26 protein-coding genes and 1 tRNA gene are annotated in these 22,473 nt (G+C 62.9%); 15 read left to right on the forward strand and 12 right to left on the reverse strand.

The genetic code is table 11. The features are described from left to right. Window positions 1–62: 62 nt before the first annotated feature. Genes AABA34_RS01370 through AABA34_RS01405 form a run of 8 tightly spaced genes read left to right on the forward strand, consistent with a single transcriptional unit; the run spans window position 63 to window position 7,691 of the window. On the forward strand, window positions 63–1,316 hold the full coding sequence (locus AABA34_RS01370; protein ID WP_338303559.1) for a cytochrome P450: 1,254 nt from the start codon (window positions 63–65) through the stop codon (window positions 1,314–1,316). A gap of 5 nt (window positions 1,317–1,321) precedes the next feature. Continuing rightward, on the forward strand, window positions 1,322–2,410 hold the full coding sequence (locus tag AABA34_RS01375) for an acyl-CoA dehydrogenase family protein (RefSeq protein WP_034956676.1): 1,089 nt from the start codon (window positions 1,322–1,324) through the stop codon (window positions 2,408–2,410). Between the two features lie 24 nt (window positions 2,411–2,434). Further along, complete coding sequence (locus tag AABA34_RS01380; protein ID WP_034956674.1) at window positions 2,435–2,860, forward strand: Zn-ribbon domain-containing OB-fold protein; 426 nt, start codon at window positions 2,435–2,437, stop codon at window positions 2,858–2,860. Next, entirely contained in the window at window positions 2,857–4,029 is a 1,173-nt protein-coding gene (locus tag AABA34_RS01385; RefSeq protein ID WP_252259327.1) for a thiolase family protein, read from the forward strand. The genes AABA34_RS01380 and AABA34_RS01385 overlap by 4 nt, the downstream gene beginning before the upstream one ends. Further along, window positions 4,030–4,800, forward strand: a complete 771-nt coding sequence (locus AABA34_RS01390; protein ID WP_338303560.1) for an SDR family NAD(P)-dependent oxidoreductase — start codon at window positions 4,030–4,032, stop codon at window positions 4,798–4,800. 1 nt (window position 4,801) lies between these two features. Further along, complete coding sequence (locus AABA34_RS01395) at window positions 4,802–5,554, forward strand: ThuA domain-containing protein (protein WP_338303561.1); 753 nt, start codon at window positions 4,802–4,804, stop codon at window positions 5,552–5,554. A 12-nt stretch (window positions 5,555–5,566) separates the two neighbouring features. Then, window positions 5,567–6,775, forward strand: coding sequence for an acyl-CoA dehydrogenase family protein (locus tag AABA34_RS01400; protein WP_034956666.1), 1,209 nt, complete (start codon window positions 5,567–5,569; stop codon window positions 6,773–6,775). A gap of 13 nt (window positions 6,776–6,788) precedes the next feature. Next, window positions 6,789–7,691 carry an SDR family oxidoreductase gene (locus AABA34_RS01405; RefSeq protein ID WP_338303563.1) on the forward strand — a complete coding sequence of 301 codons (903 nt, stop codon included), beginning with the start codon at window positions 6,789–6,791 and terminating at the stop codon, window positions 7,689–7,691. A 19-nt stretch (window positions 7,692–7,710) separates the two neighbouring features. Here AABA34_RS01405 and AABA34_RS01410 read toward each other — a convergent pair whose 3' ends face one another. Then, window positions 7,711–7,989, reverse strand: coding sequence for a PilZ domain-containing protein (locus AABA34_RS01410; RefSeq protein WP_338303565.1), 279 nt, complete (start codon window positions 7,987–7,989; stop codon window positions 7,711–7,713). Between the two features lie 74 nt (window positions 7,990–8,063). Beyond that, window positions 8,064–9,686, reverse strand: a complete 1,623-nt coding sequence (locus tag AABA34_RS01415) for an AMP-binding protein (RefSeq protein WP_338303566.1) — start codon at window positions 9,684–9,686, stop codon at window positions 8,064–8,066. A 123-nt stretch (window positions 9,687–9,809) separates the two neighbouring features. On the opposite strand from AABA34_RS01415, the gene AABA34_RS01420 reads away from it, so the two are divergent. Beyond that, window positions 9,810–10,631, forward strand: coding sequence for a helix-turn-helix transcriptional regulator (locus AABA34_RS01420; protein WP_338303567.1), 822 nt, complete (start codon window positions 9,810–9,812; stop codon window positions 10,629–10,631). A gap of 235 nt (window positions 10,632–10,866) precedes the next feature. Here AABA34_RS01420 and AABA34_RS01425 read toward each other — a convergent pair whose 3' ends face one another. Continuing rightward, window positions 10,867–11,400 (reverse strand): VOC family protein, encoded by a 534-nt coding sequence (locus tag AABA34_RS01425; protein ID WP_034956659.1) that lies wholly within the window; start codon window positions 11,398–11,400, stop codon window positions 10,867–10,869. 102 nt (window positions 11,401–11,502) lie between these two features. On the opposite strand from AABA34_RS01425, the gene AABA34_RS01430 reads away from it, so the two are divergent. Together AABA34_RS01430 and AABA34_RS01435 are read left to right on the forward strand one after the other, a co-directional pair. Next, window positions 11,503–12,927, forward strand: a complete 1,425-nt coding sequence (locus AABA34_RS01430) for an aromatic ring-hydroxylating oxygenase subunit alpha (protein WP_034956657.1) — start codon at window positions 11,503–11,505, stop codon at window positions 12,925–12,927. 19 nt (window positions 12,928–12,946) lie between these two features. Beyond that, window positions 12,947–13,699, forward strand: a complete 753-nt coding sequence (locus tag AABA34_RS01435) for an SDR family NAD(P)-dependent oxidoreductase (RefSeq protein WP_338303568.1) — start codon at window positions 12,947–12,949, stop codon at window positions 13,697–13,699. 15 nt (window positions 13,700–13,714) lie between these two features. Here AABA34_RS01435 and AABA34_RS01440 read toward each other — a convergent pair whose 3' ends face one another. The 9 genes from AABA34_RS01440 to AABA34_RS01480 form a co-directional block, all read right to left on the reverse strand. Continuing rightward, window positions 13,715–14,056, reverse strand: a complete 342-nt coding sequence (locus AABA34_RS01440) for a hypothetical protein (RefSeq protein ID WP_338303569.1) — start codon at window positions 14,054–14,056, stop codon at window positions 13,715–13,717. Between the two features lie 95 nt (window positions 14,057–14,151). Then, on the reverse strand, window positions 14,152–14,808 hold the full coding sequence (locus tag AABA34_RS01445; RefSeq protein ID WP_338303570.1) for an outer membrane protein: 657 nt from the start codon (window positions 14,806–14,808) through the stop codon (window positions 14,152–14,154). Between the two features lie 163 nt (window positions 14,809–14,971). Next, window positions 14,972–16,012: a GlxA family transcriptional regulator gene (locus tag AABA34_RS01450; protein ID WP_338303571.1), complete on the reverse strand. Its 1,041-nt coding sequence runs from the start codon at window positions 16,010–16,012 to the stop codon at window positions 14,972–14,974. Between the two features lie 287 nt (window positions 16,013–16,299). Then, the gene (locus tag AABA34_RS01455) at window positions 16,300–16,686 is read right to left on the reverse strand and encodes a nuclear transport factor 2 family protein (protein WP_338303572.1); all 387 of its coding nucleotides are present in this window, start codon (window positions 16,684–16,686) and stop codon (window positions 16,300–16,302) included. A gap of 12 nt (window positions 16,687–16,698) precedes the next feature. Further along, a complete protein-coding gene (locus tag AABA34_RS01460; protein ID WP_034956649.1) occupies window positions 16,699–16,929 on the reverse strand; it encodes a biotin/lipoyl-containing protein in 231 nt (76 codons plus the stop codon). Then, entirely contained in the window at window positions 16,930–17,916 is a 987-nt protein-coding gene (locus AABA34_RS01465) for an alpha-ketoacid dehydrogenase subunit beta (protein ID WP_034956647.1), read from the reverse strand. A gap of 1 nt (window position 17,917) precedes the next feature. Continuing rightward, on the reverse strand, window positions 17,918–18,886 hold the full coding sequence (locus AABA34_RS01470; protein WP_338303573.1) for a thiamine pyrophosphate-dependent dehydrogenase E1 component subunit alpha: 969 nt from the start codon (window positions 18,884–18,886) through the stop codon (window positions 17,918–17,920). Window positions 18,887–18,919: 33 nt separating this feature from the next. Further along, window positions 18,920–19,684 (reverse strand): SDR family NAD(P)-dependent oxidoreductase, encoded by a 765-nt coding sequence (locus AABA34_RS01475; RefSeq protein WP_338303574.1) that lies wholly within the window; start codon window positions 19,682–19,684, stop codon window positions 18,920–18,922. Between the two features lie 132 nt (window positions 19,685–19,816). Continuing rightward, window positions 19,817–19,891, reverse strand: a tRNA-Thr gene (locus AABA34_RS01480). Window positions 19,892–19,981: 90 nt separating this feature from the next. Between AABA34_RS01480 and AABA34_RS01485 the strand changes: the two genes are divergently transcribed. From AABA34_RS01485 to AABA34_RS01500, 4 genes are all read left to right on the forward strand, one after another. Next, a complete protein-coding gene (locus AABA34_RS01485) occupies window positions 19,982–20,131 on the forward strand; it encodes a hypothetical protein (protein ID WP_338303575.1) in 150 nt (49 codons plus the stop codon). Window positions 20,132–20,197: 66 nt separating this feature from the next. After that, window positions 20,198–20,884: a 2,3-diphosphoglycerate-dependent phosphoglycerate mutase gene (gpmA, locus tag AABA34_RS01490; RefSeq protein WP_034956639.1), complete on the forward strand. Its 687-nt coding sequence runs from the start codon at window positions 20,198–20,200 to the stop codon at window positions 20,882–20,884. A 12-nt stretch (window positions 20,885–20,896) separates the two neighbouring features. After that, window positions 20,897–21,379, forward strand: a complete 483-nt coding sequence (purE, locus tag AABA34_RS01495) for a 5-(carboxyamino)imidazole ribonucleotide mutase (RefSeq protein ID WP_338303576.1) — start codon at window positions 20,897–20,899, stop codon at window positions 21,377–21,379. Next, window positions 21,379–22,473, forward strand: a complete 1,095-nt coding sequence (locus AABA34_RS01500; protein WP_338303577.1) for a 5-(carboxyamino)imidazole ribonucleotide synthase — start codon at window positions 21,379–21,381, stop codon at window positions 22,471–22,473. Before purE ends, AABA34_RS01500 begins: the two co-directional genes overlap by 1 nt.

Genomic DNA, 22,473 nt, shown 5'->3' on the forward strand with positions numbered 1-22,473 from the left:
GCTGGCGGGTGGGGAGTGGCTAGAAATCAGGCTCGAAATTCCTTGCGATGGGAGCCGCCCGCATGAACAAGCCCGAAGCCATCAAGGACGCGCACATCTTCGCGCCGGAAACGCTGCTTGATCCGTTCGACTACTACCGCGCGATCCACGATGCCGGGATCGCGATCGAGCATCTGCCGGAGATGAACACCTACGTTGTCTACAGCTACGACCTGTGCAGCGAGGCCAACACCAAGCCCGAGGTGTTCTCGAACGATTTCACCGCTCTGATGGGGCGCGAGGAGGATGAGGAGATAAACGCCATCCTCGCCGAAGGCTGGCCGGATGAGCCCACCCTTCTGACCGCCGACCACCCCGTCCACACCCGCAACCGCAAGCTGGTGAACCTCGCCTTTTCCGCCCCGCGCGTGAACGCGATCGAAGGGACGATGCGCGAAAAGAGCGTCAGCCTGATCGAAGCCTTCGCCGACAAGGGCGAGTGCGAGTTCGTCGAGGAATTCGCGATTCCTCTGCCGGTGTTCATGATCGCCGGGCAGATCGGGCTCGACAAGGATCCCAAGCAGGTGAAGATGTGGTCGGATGCGGCGGTCGACCGGTTCAGCCAGATGGTCGATCACGAGCGCAAGAAGGAATGCGCGCGCAGCCTCGTCGAATACCAGCATTACATGAAAGGCCTGATCGACGATCGCCGCGCCAATGGCGGTGACGATCTGCTGACCGATCTGGTCGAAGCGCGGGTCGAAGGCGAAAAGCCGCTGACCGATCCGGAAATCATGTCGATCATGCAGCAATTCATGGTGGCGGGTAACGAAACCACCACTTCGACGCTGGCTGGCGGGCTGTTGCAGCTGATCCGCAATCCCGAACAGATGGAAAAGGCCAAGGCCGCAGCCGGCGGACGCGATCCAAAGCTGATCGGCAATCTTGTCGAGGAGGCGCTGCGTTACGAAACGCCGACGGCGGGCATGTGGCGCATCGTCAAGCAGGACACGCGGCTGGGCGATACCGACATCCCGGCAGGGGCCATCGTGCAATTGCGCTATGCCGCCGCCAACCGCGATCCGAAGAAGTTCGAAAACCCCGACAAGTTCGACATCGAACGCACCAATGCCCGCGCGCATCAGGCGTTCGGCAAGGGGCCGCACATGTGCGTGGGCAACATGCTCAGCCGCAAGGAAATGCTGGTCGCCTTCGACGAGCTGCTGGAACGGCTCGACAATTTCGCCGTCGCCGATCCGGACGGGATCAAGGTGCTGCCCAACATCCTGCTGCGCGGCGTCACCCGCCTGCCAATCACCTTCACCAGGAAGGGCTGAATCCCGTGAATTTCGATCTGTCCGAAGAACAGGAAATGTTCCGCAGCTCGGTCGAGAGGTTCGCCGCGCCGATCGATGTCGAGGCGCGCCGCCGCTTGCGGCTGTCGCCCACTGGCTATGATCGTGGGCGCTGGAGCCAGCTTGCCGAGATGGGCCTGATCGCGCTTGCCGCGCCCGAGGATGCGGGCGGCATGGGCGGTTCGGCCATCGATCTTGCGCTGGTGGCAGAAGCCATCGGCAAGGCCAATTCGCCCGATCCCTGGCTGGAGCACGGCGTGCTGCCCGCTTTGCTGCTGGCGGCAGGCGGGGGTGAGGCGTTGCTGGAGCCGGTGTTGAGCGGAGAGACAATCGCGACCCTCGCATGGGCCGAACGGGCGCAACGTTACAATCTCGAACCGGCCGCCACCGTCGCCGAATACACCGGGGACCGTTTTACGCTGTCGGGTGAAAAGACGTTCGTGATGGGCGCGCTGCTGTCCGACCTGTTCCTCGTCACCGCAAAGGCCGGATCGCAAACCGCCTGTTTCGTGGTGCCGCGCGATGCCGAAGGTGTCGAAGTGCGCGCCTATCGTCTGGCGGACGGCAGCATTGCGGGCGAACTGCGACTGACGCGCGTGCAACTGGACAAGGCGGCGCGGCTCGATCTCGATCTGCCCGCGATTGAAGCGGTCATCGCCGATGTCCGGACCTATGCCGCGGCGGAGATGGTCGGTCTGGGCCAGCGGCTGCTCGACGATACGCTCGCCTATGTGAAGGAGCGGGAGCAATTCGGGGCGGCAATCGGGACGTTCCAGGCGCTCCAGCACCGGCTGGTCGAATGCTACGTCCGGATCGAGCAGTGCCGTTCGATGCTGTATCGCGCCGCGCTGACTGATCGCGGCGATGCCGGGGCATGGCAGCGCGCCTCTGCCGGGGCCAAGGCTTTCATTGGCGAGAACGTCGACGCGGTCGCGCGCGAAGCGGTGCAGATGCACGGCGGCATGGGGATCACCGATGAACTGGCGATCGGCCACGCGATGAAGCGGGTGATGGTGCTCGCCCGGCTGTTTGGCGACACCGATGCCGCGCTGTCCGAATACGCGCAGGCAGCCTGACAAGAACTAGGGACAGGAGCCGAAATGGGCCAGAAAATCGATCCGAACCTGTGGAGCGACGATCCGCAACCGCACCTGATGGGCGGCAGGCTGCCTTCGGGCGAAATCGTGTTCCCCATGCCGCAGGGTGACGCGGCGAAGGATGTCGAACCCTACAAGCTTTCACGCCACGGCAGACTGTGGTCTTGGACTTCGCAAGGGTTCCTTCCCAAGGAGCCTTACGAAGGCCCCGGCTCCGGCCCCGATCAGGGACCGCCCGATTTCGTGCCCTTCCTGCTCGGCTATGTCGAATTGCCCGGCGAAGTGATCGTCGAAAGCTACATTGTCGATGCGAAGCTGGAAGACCTCCATCTCGACATGCCGATGGAGTTCTGCGTGGTGCCGTTCAACGATACGCACGACACCTTCGCCTTCCGCCCCATCGCCTCTTCACAGGAGAAAGCCGCGTGAGCGAGAATGTCTATATCATCGGCGCAGGCATCCATCCCTTTGGCCGCACCGACGAACGATCGGGCCGCGAACAGGGCGTCTATGCCGTGCGCGAGGCGTTGAAGGACGCGGGGCTCGAATGGGCCGACATGGAATGCGCCTATGGCGGCAGCGCGGCGGCGGGCAATGCCGATATCATGGTCAACGAGCTGGGCCTGACATCGCTGCCCTTCACCAATGTCGCCAATGGCTGTGCGACGGGCGGCAGCGCGCTGGTATCGGCGCAGATGGCGATTGCGAGCGGGATGTATGACCTCGCTCTGGCGGTGGGTTTCGACAAGCACCCGCGCGGCGCTTTCAACGCCAAGCCCGCCGATTACGGCCTGCCCGAATGGTACGGGCAGACCGGCATGATGCTGACCACGCAGTTCTTCGCGCTCAAGATCCAGCGTTACATGCAGTTGCACGGGATCAGCCGCACGACGCTGGGCCGGGTGGCGGAAAAGGCGTTCATCAACGGCGCCGTCACTCCGCATGCATGGCGCAGGAGCGAGATCGATCTCGACACGATCATGAACGCGCCGATGATCAATGATCCGCTCACCAAGTTCATGTTCTGCGCTCCGGCGGAGGGCGGTGTCGCCCTGATCCTCGCGAGCGAGAAAAAGGCGAAGGAGCTGGGCGCGCTCAATAACAATGGCGCGGTGAAGATTTCCAAGATTGCGGTGCGGACCCGTCCGCCTGACAGCTTCGAGGTGTTTCAGGCGGGTGTCAGCGTGAAGGAAGGCGGCAAGCCGACCGTGCTCGCGTCAAAGGCCGCGTTCGAAGGCGCCGGGATCGGCCCCGAAGACATCGAAGTCGCGCAGCTTCAGGACACCGAAAGCGGCGCGGAAATCATGCACATGGCCGAAAACGGCTTCTGCAAGGATGGCGATCAGGAAGAATGGCTCGCCAATGGCTGGTCGCGGCGCGACGGAAAGCTGCCGATCAACACCGATGGCGGATGCCTCGCCTGCGGGGAACCGATCGGCGCATCGGGCCTGCGGCAAGTGTACGAGAATGTCGAGCAACTGCGCGGGCGCGCGGGCGAACGGCAGGTGATCAAGGCCCACGGCGGCGCACCAAAGACGGGATACAGCCACGTCTACGGCGCGCCGGGGCTTTCGGCAGTGGCGATTCTGGAGCGGTAAATGGGCAAGATGACAGGCAAGGTGGCGCTCGTCACCGGCGGCGCGGAAGGGATCGGAGCCACGGTCGGCCGGATGATCGTGGCCGAGGGCGGACAGGTTCTGCTGTGCGACATTCAGATCAAGAAAGCGCGCCAGCTGGCGGATGAGCTGGGCGACAATGCCGAAGCGTTCGAGCTGGACGTGCGCAATCTCGATCAATGGCACGCAGCGGTGAAATTCGCGCAGGAGCAGTTCGGCAAGCTTACCGTGCTGTGCAACATTGCCGGCATTTCAGAGCCGGGCAATGTGCCCGAGGGCGCGCTCGACGTTTGGGAGCGCACGATCGATATCAATCTCAACGGCCCGTTTTACGGCATGCGCGCCGCAATCCCGGCGATGGAGGCCAGCGGAGAACCCTGTGCCATCGTCAACATCGGGTCGATGATCGCGATGCGCCCTGCCGCTTTTGTTGCGGCCTACAGCGCCTCGAAATCCGGCCTTCGCGGTCTTACGCAGAGCGTCGCGCTCGATTGCGCCGAACGCGGCGTGCCGATCCGCGCCAACATGGTTCACCCCGGCGCGATCCGCACCCCGATGTATGAACGCTACAAATATTCGGGCGCGGACACGCCGGAGAATATCGAGACGAACTTCGCCGCCACGCACCCGATGAACCGCATCGGCGAGCCGGAGGAAGTGGCCAAGGCGGTGGTGTTCCTTGCCAGCGACGAAGCCAGCTTTACCACCGGCTGCGACTTTACCGTCGATGGCGGCGGGTCGATAAGGAACTGACATGAGCGAACAACCGGCAAAACGCATCGACGCGCATTTCATCGCCGCGGGCAAGTATCACGATATCGACTATCCGCGGCTGGAGGTGCTCAAGCTGCTGGCCGAACACCCGCATATCCGCACCACGGTCGCCTGCGATTATTCGGGGCTGGAGCGGCTGGACCAGTGCCGTTTCCTCGTCACCTACACCTGCGACCTGATGCCGACCGAGGAACAGGCGAAGCAGCTTCGCGCGTGGCTGGAAGCGGGGGGCAAGTGGCTGGCGCTGCACGGCACCAATTCGATCCTCGTCTTCACCGAGGACGGTCTGGTCGATGCGCCGGAAAACCGCCCCGACGTGTTCGACATGCTCGGCACGCAATTCAAGGCCCACCCGCCCATCGGCCCGTTCGAAGTCGAAGTGGTGAACAAGGATCACGAGCTGACCCGCGGGATCGACAATTTCGAAGTGGTGGACGAGCTGTACCTGTCCAAGACCACCGCCGAAATCGACACGCTGATGCAGACCACTTTCGAAGGCGAAGCGACCGGCTTTGTCGACGGGCAATGGGACAAAACGGCGGTGCCGATCCTCTACACCCGCGACATCGGCAAGGGGCGGATCGTCTACAACACGCTGGGCCATTGCCGCGGCCATTACGACCTGCCCGGAATGCAGGATTTCTACCCGCACAAGGAAATGTGCGCCTGGAATTACGATGTTTATTACGATCTTCTGCGCCGCTCGATTGGCTGGGCGATGCGGGAAGACTGAAGGACACAGCCAATGGATATGACATTCTCCCCCGAAGACATCGCGTTTCGCGAAGAAGTGCGCGATTTCCTCGCCGAAAAGCTGCCGCAGCACCTGCGCGATGGCGCCCGCCGCACGCCCGGCGTGTTTGTCGAACCCGACATCGGCATGGAATGGCACCGCATCCTGAATGAAAGAGGCTGGGTCGCCCCGCACTGGCCCAAGGAAGACGGCGGCACGGGCTGGACCCCGACGCAGAAATTCATCTTCGAAAAGGAATGCGCGCTGGCCGGAGCGCCCGCGCTCGCCATCCTCGGCCTGCGACTGGTCGGCCCGGTGATCTGCGCATTCGGCACGCCCGAACAAAAGGCACGCTTCCTGCCGCGTATCCTTTCCGGCGACGATTACTGGTGCCAGGGATATTCAGAACCGGGCAGCGGATCGGACCTTGCCAGCCTCAAGACTTCGGCCCGGTTGGAAGGAGACGAATATGTCGTCAACGGCTCGAAAATCTGGACCACCCACGCGCATCACGCCAACTGGATCTTCGCGCTGGTGCGCACCGATCCCACGGTGAAGAAGCAGGCGGGCATCACTTTCCTGCTGCTGCCGATGGACCAGCCGGGGATCGAGGTGACGCCGATCCATTCGATGTCGGGCGATCACGAGGTCAACGCGGTGTTTTTCACCGACGCCCGCACTCCGATTGAAAACCGTATCGGCGAGGAAGGCCAGGGCTGGACCATCGCCAAGTTCCTGCTCGAGAACGAGCGCGGCGGATCGTGCTTTGCCCCGCGCCTGTTGCAGAGCATCGACAAGCTGGCGGAGCTGGCGGAAACGCAGCCTTCGGGCGTCAACGGGGCGATTGCGCATGATCCGCGCTTCCGCGACCGGCTGGCGCGCACCCGGCTTGAGGCCGAAGCGCTCGAATTCACCGAACTGCGCATCCTTGCCGAACTGGCGAAGGGCCGCTCACCCGGCCCGCAAACCTCGCTGGTCAAGATGCTGGGGGCGAACATCGGGCAAGCGGTCGACACGCTGCGGCTCGAACTGCTTGGCCCCGACGCGCTGCAATTGCCGCTGGAGCGCCCGCTTTACGGCAATGAAGCGCCCGAGCCGGTGGGCAGCGAAATGGCGCAGACTGCCATGGGCCGCTATCTCAACAATCGCGCCGCGACGATCTTTGGCGGATCGGACGAAGTGCAGAAGAACATCATAGCCAAGACCGTCCTCGGTCTCTGAGAGGGAAGTACCAATGGACGTATCGAAGCTGATGTTCCGTGATGGCCTGATGGATGGCCAGCGGATCCTTGTCACCGGCGGGGGAACCGGGCTGGGCCGTGAAATGGCGGAAGGTTTCCTGAAGCTGGGAGCAACCGTCTACATCTGCGGCCGCCGCCAGAACAAGCTGGACGAAACCGCCGCCGAACTGATGGCCGCGCATGGGGGCAAGGTTGTCGCCCATGCCTGCGACATTCGCGATGCGGACGCCATTCACGCCATGGTCGATGCGATCTGGGCCGATGGCGGCGCGCTTACGGGCGTGGTGAACAACGCGGCGGGCAATTTCATCAGCCGGACGGAAGATCTTTCGGTCAACGGCTTCAATGCGATTGCCGACATCGTGATGCGCGGCACGTTCTACGTCACGCTCGACATCGGAAAACGCCTGATCGCCGAAGGGAAGAAGGCCAGCTTCCTCTCAATCCTCACCACTTGGGTATGGTCAGGCAGCGCCTTCGTGGTGCCTAGCGCGATGAGCAAGACCGCGATCAACGCCATGACGCAAAGCCTTGCGACAGAATGGGGCCGCTATGGCCTGCGCTTCAACGCCATCGCGCCGGGGCTCTTCCCGACCAAGGGGATGAACGCCCGCCTCAACCCGGGCAGCGGCGGCGACAACAAGAAAAACGAATTGAACCCGATGGGCCGCGCAGGCGAAATGCACGAACTGGCGAACCTCGCAGTGTTCCTGATGGGACCGGGCGCGGAATATGTGAACGGGCAGACCATCGCGATCGACGGCGCAGGCTATCAGGCCAATGGCGGGACATTCTACCCCATGCTCCACGCGCTGGGCGATGCCGAATGGGAGCAGATGCGCGCGATGATCAAGGGCACCAACGAGAAGGACAAGGCGGACCGCGCGACCGGATAAGGCAGCGCGAATAGCCCAGTCAGAAATCGTCTTCTTCGACGGCTTGTGCCTCGAGGAAGTGCAAGCCCAGCATCAGGCCGTCGACCCAGACGACTTCGCACCAGACCTTGCGGTCTTCCCAGGCGAGCAGCCCTGTCTTGTCCCTGACCGGTCGCCTGACGAGGATTTTTGCACCGGTCGCGGACACATCCTTGATCAGCACAGGCTGCGTCCGGCTCGGGGTCAGCAGCGTTCCCATGATCTCTACGGACCGGCGCCTCGCCTGTCTCCGACCGATCAAATTGTCGATATCGCTCACAAATCGATCCCAAACTAAGGCTGCGGCTCCTCCTCTAGCCGAGACAGTCTTAGAAACGGTAAACCGACGGTCGATTACTCTGCTTCGGCGAGTGCCTGCGCGGTCTTGTAGTCAGGCTTGCCGTTGTTGAGCCTGAGCGACTGATGCGTCATAACGTAAAGGCGTGGAATCTTGTAGCCCGCCAACCCGGCGCGGGCACAGGCGTCGAGCGCTTCCTCGGACACTTCGCCCTCCGGCTGCACCACGGCGACGACTTTCCGGCCAAAGCGCGGATCGGGCAGGCTGACGACGCGCACGTCCTTGACGCCCGGATGTTCCAGCAGCACCGCCTCGACCTCTTCGGGGAAGACTTTTTCGCCGCCGGTGTTGATGCACATGTTGTCGCGGCCGATAAATTCCATGCTGCCGTCCGCCGCCCAGCGCGCGCGGTCCCCCGTCATCAGCCAGCGTTTGCCGTCGATTTCGGGGAAGGTCTGGCGGTTCTTTTCGTCCTCGCCCAGATAACCCAGCGGCAAGGGCCCGGTGCGCGCGACGATGCCGACGCCTTCGCTGCCCTTGGGAATCTCTTTCAGATTTTCGTCGAACAGCTTGGTCTCGCGCCCCGGCAAGGGCTGGAACTTGCCCCCGCCCGTCGATCCTTGCGCGGTGGTGATGACGATCCCTGTGCCGCTGCTTTCCGACGATCCCAGCGCATCGATCACCACCAGCGCGGGATTGTGCGCGATCAGCCGTTTCTTGAGATGTTCGGAGAACACCGCGCCTGACGATGTCACGCTGCGCAGGCTGGCAATCGCCTCTGCGGCGTCGGCACGCGCATCCAGCCGGTCCGCCAGCGGCAGGGCGAAGGCATCGCCGACGATGAAGACGCCGCGCGCGCCCAGCCGCTTCACTTCGTCAATCGCGATGTCGGCGTCGAACTTGTGCGCGGGTAACAGCGCCAGCGTGCCGCCTTTCAGCAGGTGGATCAAAGCGGTGAACTGCCCCGCCCCGTGCATCAGCGGGCTGAGCAGCAGCAGCGGCGAAGTGCTGGCGGGGTGATCCGGCCCGATCCTTGCCGCTTCCTCCACCTGCGCTTCCAGCGAAGTCGCGACAAAGGGCGGCTCGCCAAAGCCGCGCTGCCATACCGAAATGCTGAAAGCCTGCCATGCCTCCACCATCGGCCACATCACCGCCTTGGGCATGCCGGTGGTGCCGCCCGTCGCCGTCAGGAACAGCGCCTGCGGATCGTCATGGATCGCGAAGCCATCGGGCAGCGGGGTTGCTTGCAGCGCGTCCCATTCCGCCCCGCTGACATCCACCGTCAGCGCATCAGGCGCCATCGCTTCACGAGCCAGTTCGGCGAAATCGCTTTCGGTGAACAGCGCCTTCAGTCCGAAGCGGGCGAAGATGTCCGCAAGCTCGCGCTCCTTGTAATGGTAATTCACATTCACCGGGACAACGCCCGCTTTCACGCAGCCGAAATAGGCGAGCATGTAATCGGGATTGTTGCGCAGCATCTGCCCGGCGATGTCGCCCGGCTGCAAACCGTGCGCCTTGAGGCCGGCGGCAATCGCATCGGTGCGCGAATCGAATTCGTCCCAGGTGACAATACGCTCCCCGTGGATCAGCGCCGGACGCGCCGAATCGATACCGTGAGCCAAGGCTTTCAGCGCGATTCCGAAATTCTCGCCCGCCCAGAAGCCATCCTGCCTTAACATGGTCGCAATCTCCGTTAGAGTAGCCGTGCCTAACCAGCGATAAAGTGCATTGCCCCTACGTAAAGTATGAGGCGACTCGCGCGAAATAAGATAGTCTGGTCGGACGGGAGCAAGAGGAGAGGAGTGAGCCTTATCATGGCCACCAATGTCGTTGAACTTCGCACGCCGAACGGCACCGAGAATCTCGAGCAATTGCTGGAACTGGTGACGATCACCTGCCCCGAAGACATCCACGATGCCGCCGTCAATCTGGCCCGCATCGCGCAGGAGCGGGGGATGCAGGTCGCGGTGTGCGACGACATCTCCTCCAAGGAACCGATGATCGACGCCGACGGCACGATCCTGAATGCCGACATCTTCCGCTGGCTGGACGATGGCGCTCGCTGGTGGGAGGATCATCGCCTCGCGCTGCATTCGCCATTGCCGCGCGCCTGCCGCTATGAAAGCGAACCGTTCTGGGTGAACCGCCACGGCTTCAACCTGAAATGGCGCAATTCCTATCTCGAGGAAATCGACCTCGCCGATTTTGAAAAGCGTTCGCTGTGCAAGGCGGCGATCGTCATCCCGACGCACCTGCCGTTTGGCCAGATTTCGGCCAGCAGCTTCATCAGCATGGACCGCGACAAGGAAGACCTGTCGGAAGAATACGCGCTTTACGGCACGCTGTTCGCGCATCTGATCCGCCGCTTTGTCGCCGGTTATGTCCAGGCGAATCGCACCAAGCGGCGCATCCCTTCGGATTGCGTGCTGTCAAAGCGCGAGGTCGAATGCCTGCGCTGGGCGGCGATCGGCAAGACCGACAAGGAAATCAGCATGATCCTTGATCGCAGCCACGCGACGATCCGCTATCACATCCACCGCGCGGGCGAAAAACTCGACAGCGTCAACCGCGCGCAGACGATCTTCAAGGCCGGCCAGCTGGGCTATCTGGGGGCGTCGTCCTAGGGTTTTCGAAGGCGCATCTGCGCTTTCATCCTCGCTAGACGTGCGTTGCTGCGCACCGCACCCGCTGCGGGCGGGCAGTCGCCCTTGCGACGCGTTCAGCGTAGAAGCAGCGCATTTGACGAATATTTGCAGATCGGTTGCGTAGCAACCGCAAGGCCACGCGGCCGCCCCGCAGGTGCCCGAGCGTAGCGAGGAGCAGCACCGAGGACGAAGGCGCATCCGCGCCTTCGATAAATCAAAGCTTACGCAACGGTTCGCTGCCGTCCCAGCTTTCACACGCGGCCTTGATGATGGCGAACAGGTCCGGTCCGTCCTTGGCCTGCTGGAGGATTTCGACCAGCCCGCCCGGACCGCTGCCGGGATCGACATAGATCACTTCGCTGGCACCAAAGCGGCCTTCGATCATCACCTCGGCGCCGGCATCGGCACACACCCTGCGCGCCTCGGCGATGTCGTCCACCAGAATGCAGACATGGTGCAGCCCGTTGCCGGTCGATCCGTATTCGCCGCGATAGATCGACGGGTGATCGTCGCGCGGGCGGATCAGTTCGATCTGGATATCCCCCCAATAGGCCAGTGCGAGGTCGAACACCGCATCGGTCGGCTGGCCGCGGTATTTCATCCCGTCGAGATGGATGCCCTCGATCAGGTGGAACGGCCCCACGCCCATCGTTCCGGTCCAGTGCGCGACGGCGGCGTCGAAGTCCTCGGGCACGAAAGCCAGCTGCATGATCTCGCCCAAAGCCGCAATTTTCCCCGACAGCGCCATCGATCCTCTCCAATCCGATAGGGTGACCCGGCTGATAACCTGTGTGATATTCTCCCGACGGAACACTGCACAAAGTGCGAGTAGGGATCGAGAGAGGGACCCATGAACGATATCAAGGACGTCAACCGCGAGGATCGCTGCCCCGGCATCAGCTACACCGACATGCTGAACGGTGACACGCGCACCCCGCCCGATTACCTGTTCGAAGAAACGACCATCGAAATGGGTGACGATCCGATCCCGGTCGAACCCTATATTTCCGAAGATTTCGCCCGGCTCGAACGCGAGAAGATGTGGCCCAATGTCTGGCTGTTCGCCGCGCGCGAGGATGAAATGCCCGATCCCGGCGACACGGTGGTGTTCGAAATCGCGGGCAAGAGCTTCCTGCTGATCCGCCAGAAGGACGGATCGGTCCGCGCTTTCTACAACGCCTGTCTCCATCGCGGGCGCAAACTGCGCACCACCTGCGGCCCGTCGATCCAGCTGCGCTGCCCGTTCCACGGCTTCACCTGGCGCAATGACGGCAGCTTGAAGGAAATCCCGTCGGAGTGGGACTTCAAGCATCTCGAAGGCAAGGACCTGTCGCTGCCCGAAGCCCGCGTCGAGCTGTGGCAGGGTTTCGTGATGATCACCGAGAACCACGACCTGCCCGATTTCAAGACCTGGCTCGGCCCGGCGGCTTCGCATTACGAACGCTATGACTTCGAAAACCGCTACACCGGCATGTGGGTGCAGAAGAAGATCCCGGCCAACTGGAAAGCGACGGCGGAAGCCTTCATGGAGGCGTGGCACTCGATCGTCACCCACCCGCAATTGCTGCCGTTCCTGGGCGATGCCAACACCCGCTACGATCACATTGGCGATCACTTCAACCGCGCAATCACCCCTTCGGGCGTTCTCAGCCCGCATCTCAAGGGCAAGGATTCGGATTACGTCCTGTCGAAAATGAACGAATTTTCGGGCGGCGCGGATGCCAGCACCAACCGGAGGTTTGCAGCCGGAGAAGGCGGCGAAGGCTATGACGCGGCCGATCCGCTGGGGGCGCGCAAGGTGCTGGCCGAAGCCAGCCGTCAGGGCTTCACCGAACAATACGGCTATGACTATTCCGAGGCATCGGACAGCGAACTGCTCGACAATTTCACCTACAACATCTTTCCCAATTTCGCGCCGTGGATCGGGTATCTGCCGACGCTGACCTATCGCTGGTTGCCGGGTGACACACCCGACTGGTGCATCATGGAAATCCGTCTGCTGTTCCCCACGCCCAAGGGCGAGAAACGCCCGCGCGCGGTGGAAATGACCTACATCCCCGATGACGAGCCCTTTGCATGGGCCGCCGACATCATGGGGCCGCAGCTGGCCAATGTGTTCGATCAGGACATGGCCAATCTGCCGCATGTCCAGACCGGGATGAAGACGATGAAAGAAGGCCTGATGGAGCTTGGCCACTATCAGGACAGCCGCGTCCGGCATTTCCAGACGACCTTGCGGAAATATGTCGAGGGCGAATTGCCCGCCAAGGGCTGAACGGGCAGAAAGCCGAGCCATGAGCATTTCTGTCGATCTTTCGGGGCGCACCGCGCTCGTCACCGGTGCGTCCTCGGGGCTTGGCGCGCGCTTTGGCCGCATCCTTGCCGCAAACGGGGCGCGCGTCGCGCTCGGCGCAAGGCGCAAGGACAGGCTTGAAGCGCTTGCCGCGGAAATCGGGGATAGCGCCGCCGCGATTGCCATGGATGTCGCGCAAGAGGCCGACATCATCGCCGGTTTCGATGCGGCAGAGGCAGCTTTCGGCCCGGTAAACACGGTGATTGCCAACGCCGGCGTAGACGGCGCAGGCATGGCGATCGACATGCCCGAGGAAGAGATCGAGCGCACGCTTGCGATCAACCTCAAAGGCGCGATCCTGACCGCGCGCGAAGGCGCAAAACGGATGATCGCGAACAAGGTGCAGCGCGGGCGGATCGTGATGATCGCCTCGATCACCGCTTTCGAGCCTTCGCCCGGCCTCGTCGCCTATTCGGCATCAAAGGCGGGTGTCATTCAGGCCGCGCGCAGCATGGCGCGCGAATGGGCGCGCTATGGCATTTGCGTCAACACGATCTCCCCCGGCTACATCCGCACCGCAATCAACGACGATTGGTTCGATACCGACATGGGAAAGAAGCAGATCGCCCGTTTCCCCAAACGCCGGCTGATGGGCGAAGAAGGGCTGGACGGGCCGCTGCTGTTCCTGTGTTCGGACGCGGCGGAGTTCGTGACGGGCAGCGATTTCGTGCTGGATGACGGACAGACGCTTTAGCGCGGAAGCCGTCGATCACGAGGCAGAGGTTTCAGGCGCACCATCAGCCGCAACGCAGCGCCGCTGCTGTTCGGCCCGGATCGCGCGAACCGATAAGCGGCGGTCATCGGCTTCGAGAAAATTCATGTCGGAATCAAGCTCAAGCAGGTCACCGTCATCACCGCCCGCGATAATGCTGGCGATGCCCGTGACAACCCCGGTACGCCGGGCGCGCCGCTCCCCGCGCTTCTCATAATCGAGCGCGGTGGCAAGCTGGGCACAGGTGAGAAAGGAATAGCGGGTGGCGCGCTGTTCGACGGTGGTGCAACCGCCTCCAATCAGCGCCAGCCCGACAACAAGAGTAAAGGTGCGAAACATCGGGTTACTCCCTTGGTTCATGGTTCGGGGAAAATGGGGCCGGGCCACCGCCGGGGGGTGCAGGTTTGGGGATTCCGGCAGCGGCCCGACCATCGTCAGAAGCGCAAGGTGACGCCTCCGAGGACCTGGTTGGACGACAGCGAACCGTCGAGCTCCTTGCGCCGGTATTCGGCGCGCACCGACGCGTTATCGCTGAGCGCGTACTCCAGCCCGCCGCCAAAGATCACGCCGTCGGCAGTCTCGCCATCGCTGGCGACAGGAGCGGTGGTACCGGTGGCAAAGCCACGGATGCGATAGCGGTTGAGCGCATAGCCGACCCGGCCATAGGCGAGCAGCCGCTCAGTCACGGTCACGCCGCCACGCACGCTGAGGTCGGCGCTCCATTTCGAATCGAGCTCGATCGAACCGCCCGGAATATCGGCGCGCAAGGTCTTGCCGCCCGGCGCGAAACCGGCTTCGACACCGATCACGAAGCGGTCAAGCTGGTGATCGTATCCGACATAACCGGCATAGGCGAAGCCGTCCCGGCTATCGTCCAGCGCGGTGTTGAGCGTATCGGGCAGCACCGTCGCGTCGATTGTGCGGTCTTCCCACCCGGCCTGCGCACCGATGGTGACGCCCTGGAAATGCTCGTCACTGGATTGTGCATGGGTTGGCGACGCCGTTGCCAGCATTGCCAGCGAGGCAGCCAGCGCGGCCAAACCCACGCCCAGCGGCTTCACGGTACGGATGGTGTCTTGGGAATACATCATGGTCTTTCAGTCCTTTCATTTGCGTCGCTTGCATGGATTGCGGGCAAGCGTTCCCGCTGCGGCAGGCGACCCTGACGCTGGAATTTGGAGGTTGGTTTGTGGAAGGGGCACACGCCCTTGCGGGTGGTGATCCCGTCTGATCGGGGCGGGTTGCCCGGATGTTTTACGGAAGCGGCTCCGGTGCTTGGTTCAAGGCGCCGAGGCAGAAGCGTTCGCGATAGTCCGTCGCCGAAACGCCGACGTGGCGCTGAAACGCGCGGCGCATCCGCTCGGCGCTCTGGAAGCCGGTCTGAAGCGCGATCTGATCGATCCGGGCAGAGGACTGCTCCAACGCGACCCGCGCCGCCTGAACCCTTGCCGCTTCGACGTAATGCGCCGGCGTGACCCCGGTTTCGTCCTTGAACTTTCGCGCGAAACTCCGCTCCGACATGGCCGCCCGCGCCGCCAGAGCGGTGATGTTGAGCGGTTCGGCCAGATTGCCGAGGATGTAGTCGAGCGTTTCGTTGATGGCCGGGTCCTCGGCCCGCTGCGCGACCAGATGCGCGCTGAATTGCGACTGTCCGCCGGGACGCATCATGTACATCACATTGTAGCGCGCGACCTGAAGCGCGATGTCGTGGCCCCAGTCCTGTTCCAGCAGCGCCAGCGCCAGGTCCATCCCCGATGTCACTCCGGCGGAGGTCCAGATATTGCCGTCGCGGATGAAGATCGCGTCCGACTGGACAGTGACTTGCGGATAGCGCTTGGCGAGAACCGGGCACCACCACCAATGGGTGGTGGCGCGGCGCCCGTCGAGCAGTCCGATCTCTGCGAGGATCATCGCCCCGGTACAGATCGACACGACGCGTCCGGCCCGCCTTGCCGCCTGTTGCACGAAATCGAGCAAGGCCGGGCTTTCAAGCGCCTCGACCGTGCCGTGCCCGCCTGCGACGACCAGCGTATCGATCGGGGCGCCATCGGCCAGCGCGTCGGCAAAGCTCTGGTCGGCCTCGATCGTCAGCCCGCTGGTCGTGCTGACCCGGCCCGCGCTTTCGGCGACGACGTGCACTTCATAGGGGGTGACGCCTTCGGGCAGGAACAGCTTCGCGCCGGTCAGCACCTCAAGCGGGCCGACCACGTCGAGAATGTGCGCCTGCGGATAGACGACCATGACGACGCGGCGTGGCTGCGGGGCCTTTGTCTGAATGGTGTGTTTGTGTGCCATGGACAGATATTAGCCCGATCGCGCGGCAACCGTTAGGACAGTAACCCCACTCTTTCTGCCAAACTGCGCTGAAATGGGCGCTTTCCTACATGGGGACGTCCGGGCGATACTGTTGCAATGCGCGGCGCTCTGTCCGCCGGCCGTGTGCAATCAGGATGGAAAGCGATCAATCTGAAAAGTCACACCCCCGCTGACGGAAAATCCGGCTTTTCCTATTGTGTTCAGTGGTTTGGGGCAGGACCGAATATTTTTAAAATACCCGGTTCGCTGTCACACCCACACCCGAATCAAGCCCGCGCAGCAACCTCGGCGGCGTCGAAGTAATGGATGCGCAGTTCCTTGAGCAGCCCGTCCTCGAATACGCCCATCTCGTTGACGGTCTGGCTGAAGGGGGCGCTGCCGTCCTTGGGGTGCATCGTCAGCGTCAGCACCGTAACGGCGTGGGTATCGCCGCCGGTGATGTCGTGAATGTCGACCTTGGCCTCGGCCCAGGTACCATACATCGCGGCGGCGCAGCGTTGCAGCGCGTCCTTGCCGCGCCATTCCCCGCCGAACGGCAGGCACTCCGCCTCGTACAGCACGAAATCGGGGTGAAGCAGGCTTTCGACCTTGTCCCAGTCGCGCGCACCCGCTGCGGCATAGACTGCGGACAGAAGTTCACGCGGATTACTCACCGTCGCCAGCCCTCACTCGATCGTCCCGATGATGTCGCCGACCTTGTATTTGACGCCTTCCTCTCCGGTCGGGCGGATGACGCCGGAGGCCTGGGCTTCGATTTCGACGGTCGTCTTGTCGGTTTCGGCGGTGTAGATGATGTCGCCCTTGCTGACCTGTTCGCCATCGCCGAACATCCATTCAGCGAGCGTCACCTCGGTCGCGCTCATGCCCAGCTTGGGGATGCGGATTTCCTCGGCCATTCAGAGCTTCCCTACGCTTGCCTTGATCTGTTCGACGATTTGCGCCTTGGTCGGGATCCACGCCTGCTCCAGATGCGACGCGAAGGGCACGGCGGAGAAGGTTCCGCCGATGCGGCGCACCGGACCTTTGAGATTGTCCCAGCACTTCTCCTGGATGTTGGCGGCGATTTCCGCCCCCGTCCCGAATGGACGCACCGCCTCGTGCAGGGTCAGCGCGCGGCCCGTCTTGTTGACCGAAGCGAGCACGGTAGCTTCGTCATAAGGGGCGATGGTGCGCAGATCGACAACCTCGACGCTGATGCCCTCTTTCTCCAGCTCGCCCGCCACTTCGAGTGCATCGAGCACGGTGCGGCCATAGGTGATGAGGCTGATGTCACTGCCTTCACGCGCAATCGCGGCCTTGCCCAGCGGCACGCGGTAACCCGGCCCCGGGTCTTCGCTGGTCAGGCCGTAGCAAAGGATGTTCTCGATAAAGACGACCGGATCGTTGGCGTCGATCGCAGACCGCATCAATCCGCGCGCATCCGCGGCGTTCGACGGGGTGACGACATGCATACCGGCGACATGCGCGAACCATGCTTCGAGCATGTCGGAATGCTGCCCGCCAAAGCCCACGCCCACCCCAGTGGTGGTGCGGATCACGATCGGGCACGGCGTCTGCCCGCCCGACATGAAGCGCAGCTTGGCCGCGTGGTTGACGATCTGGTCCATGCACACGCCGACGAAGTTCATCAGCATGATCTCGGCAATCGGGCGCTGTCCGGCCAGCGCCGCACCCACGGCCGCGCCGATGATCGCGGTTTCGGAAATCGGCGTGGCGCGGATGCGGTGTTCGCCATACTTTTCGGTAAGCCCGGCGGTGACCTTGAACACCCCGCCGCCCTGCTTGGCCGAAACGTCCTCGCCCAGGCAGAACACGCCGTCGTCTTCGGCCATCGCCTCGTCAATCGCGAGGTTCAGCGCCTGCGTCATGGTGATCTGACCCATGTCAGTTAACCTCCTCGAGAACGTCTTTGTAGATTTCGTCAGTGTCAGGCAGCGGCGCGTCGAGCGCGTGTTGCACCGCCGCGTTGATCTGCGCGTCGATGTCGGCGACGATCGCGTCCAGCTCCTCTTCGGTGAACTGGTGTTCGAGCATGACCTGCCTGAGCTTGGGCAGCGGATCTTCGGCCTTCATCTCGGCAATATGCTCGGGCGGCATGTAGCTGAAGTCCGAGCCGAAGAAGTGGCCCATCATTCGATAACACATGGCCTCGACCAGCGTCGGCCCTTCGCCGCGGCGCGCCCGATCCACGGCTTCTTTGACGGCGGGGTAGACCTGATTCACGTCATTGCCGTCCACCGTCGCACCCGGCATGCCATAGCCCGCAGCGCGGCTGGCGATATTGGGGCTGTCGGTGTGATCGGCATAGGCGGTGTGTTCGCCATAGCGGTTGTTCTGGCACAGGAAGACGACCGGCAGCTTGTAAAGCTGGGCCATGTTCATCGCTTCGTGGAAGCCGCCGATATTGGCCGCGCCATCGCCAAAGCTGACCAGCGTCACACGCCCGTCGCCATTGTTCTGGCTCGCCATGGCAAGCCCATTGGCAATCGGCAGGCCCGATCCGACGACGCCCGTTGTCACCATGATTCCGGTTTCAGGATCGGTGATGTGCATGGTGCCGCCCTTGCCTTTGCAGGTGCCGGTCGCCTTGCCGAGGCATTCGCCCCACCACTTTTCCATCGGAATGCCCTTGGCGGTCTGTTCGCCCTGGCCGCGATAGGTGCAGACGACGTAATCGTCCTTTTCCAATGCAGCCATCGCCGCGGCGGAAACCAGCTCCTGCCCGCGCACGCAGTAATACATCACGGCGACCTTGCCCTGCATCAGCAGTTCGCGGAACTTCTCGTCCGTGCGGTTTACCTTCATCGTGCGGGTATAGATGTCGAGCAGCTTGTCGCGGTCTATCTCAGCCATGGAGTAAGAGCCTTCCTGTTGGGATCGGGGTGCTTAGAACTGGACGCGCTGCGTGAAGCCGCCGTCGACGACGACATTGGCGCCGGTCATGTAGGGGACAGCCGGGCTGGCAACGAAGACGATCGCGTTGGCGACTTCCTGATCATTGCCGAAACGTCCCATCGGCATCTTGGCGAGCGTCGCCTGGAACAGCTCCGGCATGACGCCTTCGATCACTTCCCAGTTGCCGCCGGGATAGTAGATCGCGCCGGGCGACACGGTGTTGACGCGGATGCCCTGCGGCGCAAGCGCCTGCGACAATTGCGAGCCGTAGGTGATCAGCGCGGCCTTGAGCGCGTTGAACGCCTGCGGGGCGATGAAGGTCTCAAGCGCCGCAGTCGAGCTCATGAACACGATGGAGCCACTGTCCGAATTGGCGAGATGCGGGGTCAAAACCTCAACCCCGTTGACCGCACCCATGATGTCCATGTCGAGCGTGCTCTGCCAGTCACCGGTGCCACCCGTGCCGGAGGAGGATGCCGTGTGGATGAAGATATCGCAGCCGCCCAGTTCGCCGGCGGCCTTTTCCAGCCATGCCTTGTAGGCGTCAGGCCCGCTGGCCATGTCGAACACTTCGGCAAACACCTTGCCCGGCCCTGCTGCTTCGATCGCCGCCTTGGCCGCTTCGATCTTGTCTTCCTTGCGGCTGAAAAAGGCGACATCGGCGCCCTCGGCCGCGAACAGCTTGAGCGAGGCAAGCCCCAGCCCGTGCGCGCCGCCGTTCATGATGACTTTCTTGCCTTTGAGTCCCAGATCCATCGTGCGCTCTCCCTCGCATATACCGTGATGGGCAAAGGGATAGCGAAGCCTGCCGCGCAGGCGTATCGTCAAAAGTGTGGGTATGGGGTGTTGGTGCCGCAAAAACCCGGTCTGACGGGCATGGGCAGGAGGTGGTGCTGCTGGAGAGAATTGAACTCTCGACCTCACCCTTACCAAGGGTGCGCTCTACCACTGAGCTACAGCAGCCTGCCAGTGCAGGCGCGCGCTATTGTCGCGCGCGATGCGAATGTCAAGCGGGGCTTGAAGGTTGCCGCCTCTAACGGCAATGGGTTTCGCATGAGTGAAGGCCAAAGCAATAAAATGTCGCGTGAGGAACGCATGGCGGCAAAGCTGCGCGAAAACCTGCGTCGTCGAAAAACGCAATCGCGCCAGTTGAAGGCCGAATCGCCCGATAACGGGGTTTCCAAGGACGATTGCGAAAGCTAACGCGTAACGTTCCTGATCACACAAGCCCGATGATATAGGCCCGACCAAGCAGGAGCGACCTTCCAAGTGCCAAAGTTGATATTGGTCCGCCACGGCCAGAGCCAGTGGAACCTTGAAAACCGCTTTACCGGATGGTGGGATGTCGACCTCACCGAAAAGGGTGTGGCCGAGGCGAAGGCCGCCGGCGCGCTGATGAAGGACAAGGGTGTGCTGCCCACGGTCTGCTTCACCTCGGTTCAGACCCGCGCGATCAAGACGCTCAATCTGGCGCTGGAGGAAATGGGGCGGCTGTGGCTGCCGGTGACGAAGGACTGGCGCCTCAATGAAAGGCACTATGGCGGGCTGACCGGGCTGAACAAGCAGGAGACCCGCGACAAGCACGGCGATGAACAGGTGCACATATGGCGCCGCAGCTTCGACGTGCCGCCGCCGCCGATGGAACAAGGCAGCGAATACGACCTGTCGGGCGATCCGCGCTACGCGGGGATCGAGGTGCCGCGCACCGAAAGCCTGAAACTGACGATCGAGCGCGTGCTGCCCTATTGGGAGAGCGACATTCTGCCGGTGCTGGCAAGCGGCGAAACCGTGATCATTTCAGCCCACGGCAACAGCTTGCGCGCGCTGGTGAAGCACCTTTCGAATATCTCGGATGAGGACATCACCGGGCTGGAGATTCCCACGGGCCAGCCGATCATCTATGACTTCGATGACAACATGGTGCCGGGCGAACGGTACTATCTGAAGGATAGCTGAGGGGCTTTGCGCGTGGGAGGAAAGGTAGCCATCGTCATGGGCAGCCAGTCGGACTGGCCGACCATGCGCCTTGCCGCAGAGCTTCTTGAGGAGCTTGAGGTCGAACATGAGGCCCGGATCGTCTCCGCCCATCGCACACCGGATCGGATGAGCGCCTTTGCCAAGGGTGCAGAAGGCGAAGGCTTTGACGTGATCATCGCCGGTGCCGGGGGTGCGGCACACCTCCCCGGAATGATCGCGGCGATGACGCATCTGCCGGTGCTGGGCGTACCGGTGCAGTCGAAAGCGCTGTCGGGCATGGATAGCCTGCTGTCGATCGTCCAGATGCCCGCCGGGATTCCGGTCGGCACGCTGGCCATTGGCGAAGCGGGGGCCAAGAATGCCGCGTTGATGGCGGCTGCCATTCTGGCGCTGAGTGACGAAGACCTGTCGGAGCGGCTACAGGATTGGCGCGCAGCCCGTACAGGCGATGTCGCTGACGTACCGGTGGACTGATGGCAGAACGCACCCCTCTTTCCCCGGGCTCGACCATCGGCATCCTTGGCGGCGGCCAGCTTGGCCGGATGCTCGCCATCGCGGCAAAGCAGCTGGGCTATCGCTGCATCGGCTATGCCCCGCCCGGAGACAATGTCGCGGCGTCGGCTTGCGACGACTTCTTCGACAACGGCTGGGGTGAAACCGCTGCGCTCGCTGCATTCGCCAGCAAGTGCGATGTCGTGACCTGGGAATTCGAGAACGTCCCGCTGACGGCGGTTGGCGCGATTCCCGAACGCATGCTCGCACCCAATCCGCGCGCGCTCCAGATTGCGCAGGATCGCCTGAACGAGAAACGCTTCGTCGAAGAGCTTGGCGCGACTTGCGCGCCCTATATGCGGGTCGAAAGCGACGAAGAACTCACCCGCGCCATCGACCGGATCGGCGCGCCCGGTATTCTGAAGACCGCGCGCGACGGTTACGACGGCAAAGGCCAGTGGCGCATCGGGTCAGTGCGCGAAGCCGACGGGGTGCGCTTCCCGGGGCAAACCTGCATTTACGAAGGGCTTGTCGATTTCGAGACCGAATTTTCCGTAATCCTTGCTCGCGGGTACGACGGCTCGATCCGCATCTGGGATTCGACCGCAAACACCCACGAAGGCGGAATGCTGGTGCGTTCGGCTCTGCCGGCAGGTGAGATTGTCGAGGCTCAGGTCGAGGAGGCACGCGCCATCGCCAAGAAGACCGCCAAGGCGCTGGGCTATGTCGGGGTGCTGACGCTCGAATTCTTCGCCACACGAAATGGGCCTGTTTTCAACGAGATGGCGCCGCGCGTCCACAATTCCGGGCACTGGACCATCGAAGGTGCGGCGACGAGCCAGTTCGAAAACCACATCCGCGCGATCTGCGCCCTGCCGCTGGGCGGGACGGCGACCCGCTTTGCCGAAATCGAGATGCGCAACATCGTCGGCGAACAGGCGTTGGCGGCGCACCGGATTCTTTCCGAAGCCGGGGAGCCGCATTTGCACCTTTACGGCAAACGCGAGGCCCGCGCCGGACGCAAGATGGGCCATGTCACGCGCGTGTCTCACGGGATCAGCCACGGCAAGCCGTGA

Source organism: Erythrobacter sp. Dej080120_24 (assembly GCF_036322605.1).
Taxonomy (GTDB): Bacteria; Pseudomonadota; Alphaproteobacteria; order Sphingomonadales; family Sphingomonadaceae; genus Erythrobacter; species Erythrobacter aurantius.

Bases quoted from the DNA above. Each gene is read 5' to 3' on its own strand.
- AABA34_RS01370 (WP_338303559.1), top strand. From the start codon at position 63: ATGAACAAGCCCGAAGCCATCAAGGACGCGCACATCTTCGCGCCGGAA.
- AABA34_RS01380 (WP_034956674.1), top strand. From the start codon at position 2,435: ATGGGCCAGAAAATCGATCCGAACCTGTGGAGCGACGATCCGCAACCG.
- AABA34_RS01390 (WP_338303560.1), top strand. From the start codon at position 4,030: ATGGGCAAGATGACAGGCAAGGTGGCGCTCGTCACCGGCGGCGCGGAA.
- AABA34_RS01395 (WP_338303561.1), top strand. From the start codon at position 4,802: ATGAGCGAACAACCGGCAAAACGCATCGACGCGCATTTCATCGCCGCG.
- AABA34_RS01400 (WP_034956666.1), top strand. From the start codon at position 5,567: ATGGATATGACATTCTCCCCCGAAGACATCGCGTTTCGCGAAGAAGTG.
- AABA34_RS01405 (WP_338303563.1), top strand. From the start codon at position 6,789: ATGGACGTATCGAAGCTGATGTTCCGTGATGGCCTGATGGATGGCCAG.
- AABA34_RS01415 (WP_338303566.1), bottom strand. From the start codon at position 9,686: ATGTTAAGGCAGGATGGCTTCTGGGCGGGCGAGAATTTCGGAATCGCG.
- AABA34_RS01425 (WP_034956659.1), bottom strand. From the start codon at position 11,400: ATGGCGCTGTCGGGGAAAATTGCGGCTTTGGGCGAGATCATGCAGCTG.
- AABA34_RS01430 (WP_034956657.1), top strand. From the start codon at position 11,503: ATGAACGATATCAAGGACGTCAACCGCGAGGATCGCTGCCCCGGCATC.
- AABA34_RS01435 (WP_338303568.1), top strand. From the start codon at position 12,947: ATGAGCATTTCTGTCGATCTTTCGGGGCGCACCGCGCTCGTCACCGGT.
- AABA34_RS01440 (WP_338303569.1), bottom strand. From the start codon at position 14,056: ATGTTTCGCACCTTTACTCTTGTTGTCGGGCTGGCGCTGATTGGAGGC.
- AABA34_RS01445 (WP_338303570.1), bottom strand. From the start codon at position 14,808: ATGATGTATTCCCAAGACACCATCCGTACCGTGAAGCCGCTGGGCGTG.
- AABA34_RS01450 (WP_338303571.1), bottom strand. From the start codon at position 16,012: ATGGCACACAAACACACCATTCAGACAAAGGCCCCGCAGCCACGCCGC.
- AABA34_RS01460 (WP_034956649.1), bottom strand. From the start codon at position 16,929: ATGGCCGAGGAAATCCGCATCCCCAAGCTGGGCATGAGCGCGACCGAG.
- AABA34_RS01465 (WP_034956647.1), bottom strand. From the start codon at position 17,916: ATGGGTCAGATCACCATGACGCAGGCGCTGAACCTCGCGATTGACGAG.
- AABA34_RS01470 (WP_338303573.1), bottom strand. From the start codon at position 18,886: ATGGCTGAGATAGACCGCGACAAGCTGCTCGACATCTATACCCGCACG.
- AABA34_RS01475 (WP_338303574.1), bottom strand. From the start codon at position 19,684: ATGGATCTGGGACTCAAAGGCAAGAAAGTCATCATGAACGGCGGCGCG.
- AABA34_RS01485 (WP_338303575.1), top strand. From the start codon at position 19,982: ATGAGTGAAGGCCAAAGCAATAAAATGTCGCGTGAGGAACGCATGGCG.
- AABA34_RS01500 (WP_338303577.1), top strand. From the start codon at position 21,379: ATGGCAGAACGCACCCCTCTTTCCCCGGGCTCGACCATCGGCATCCTT.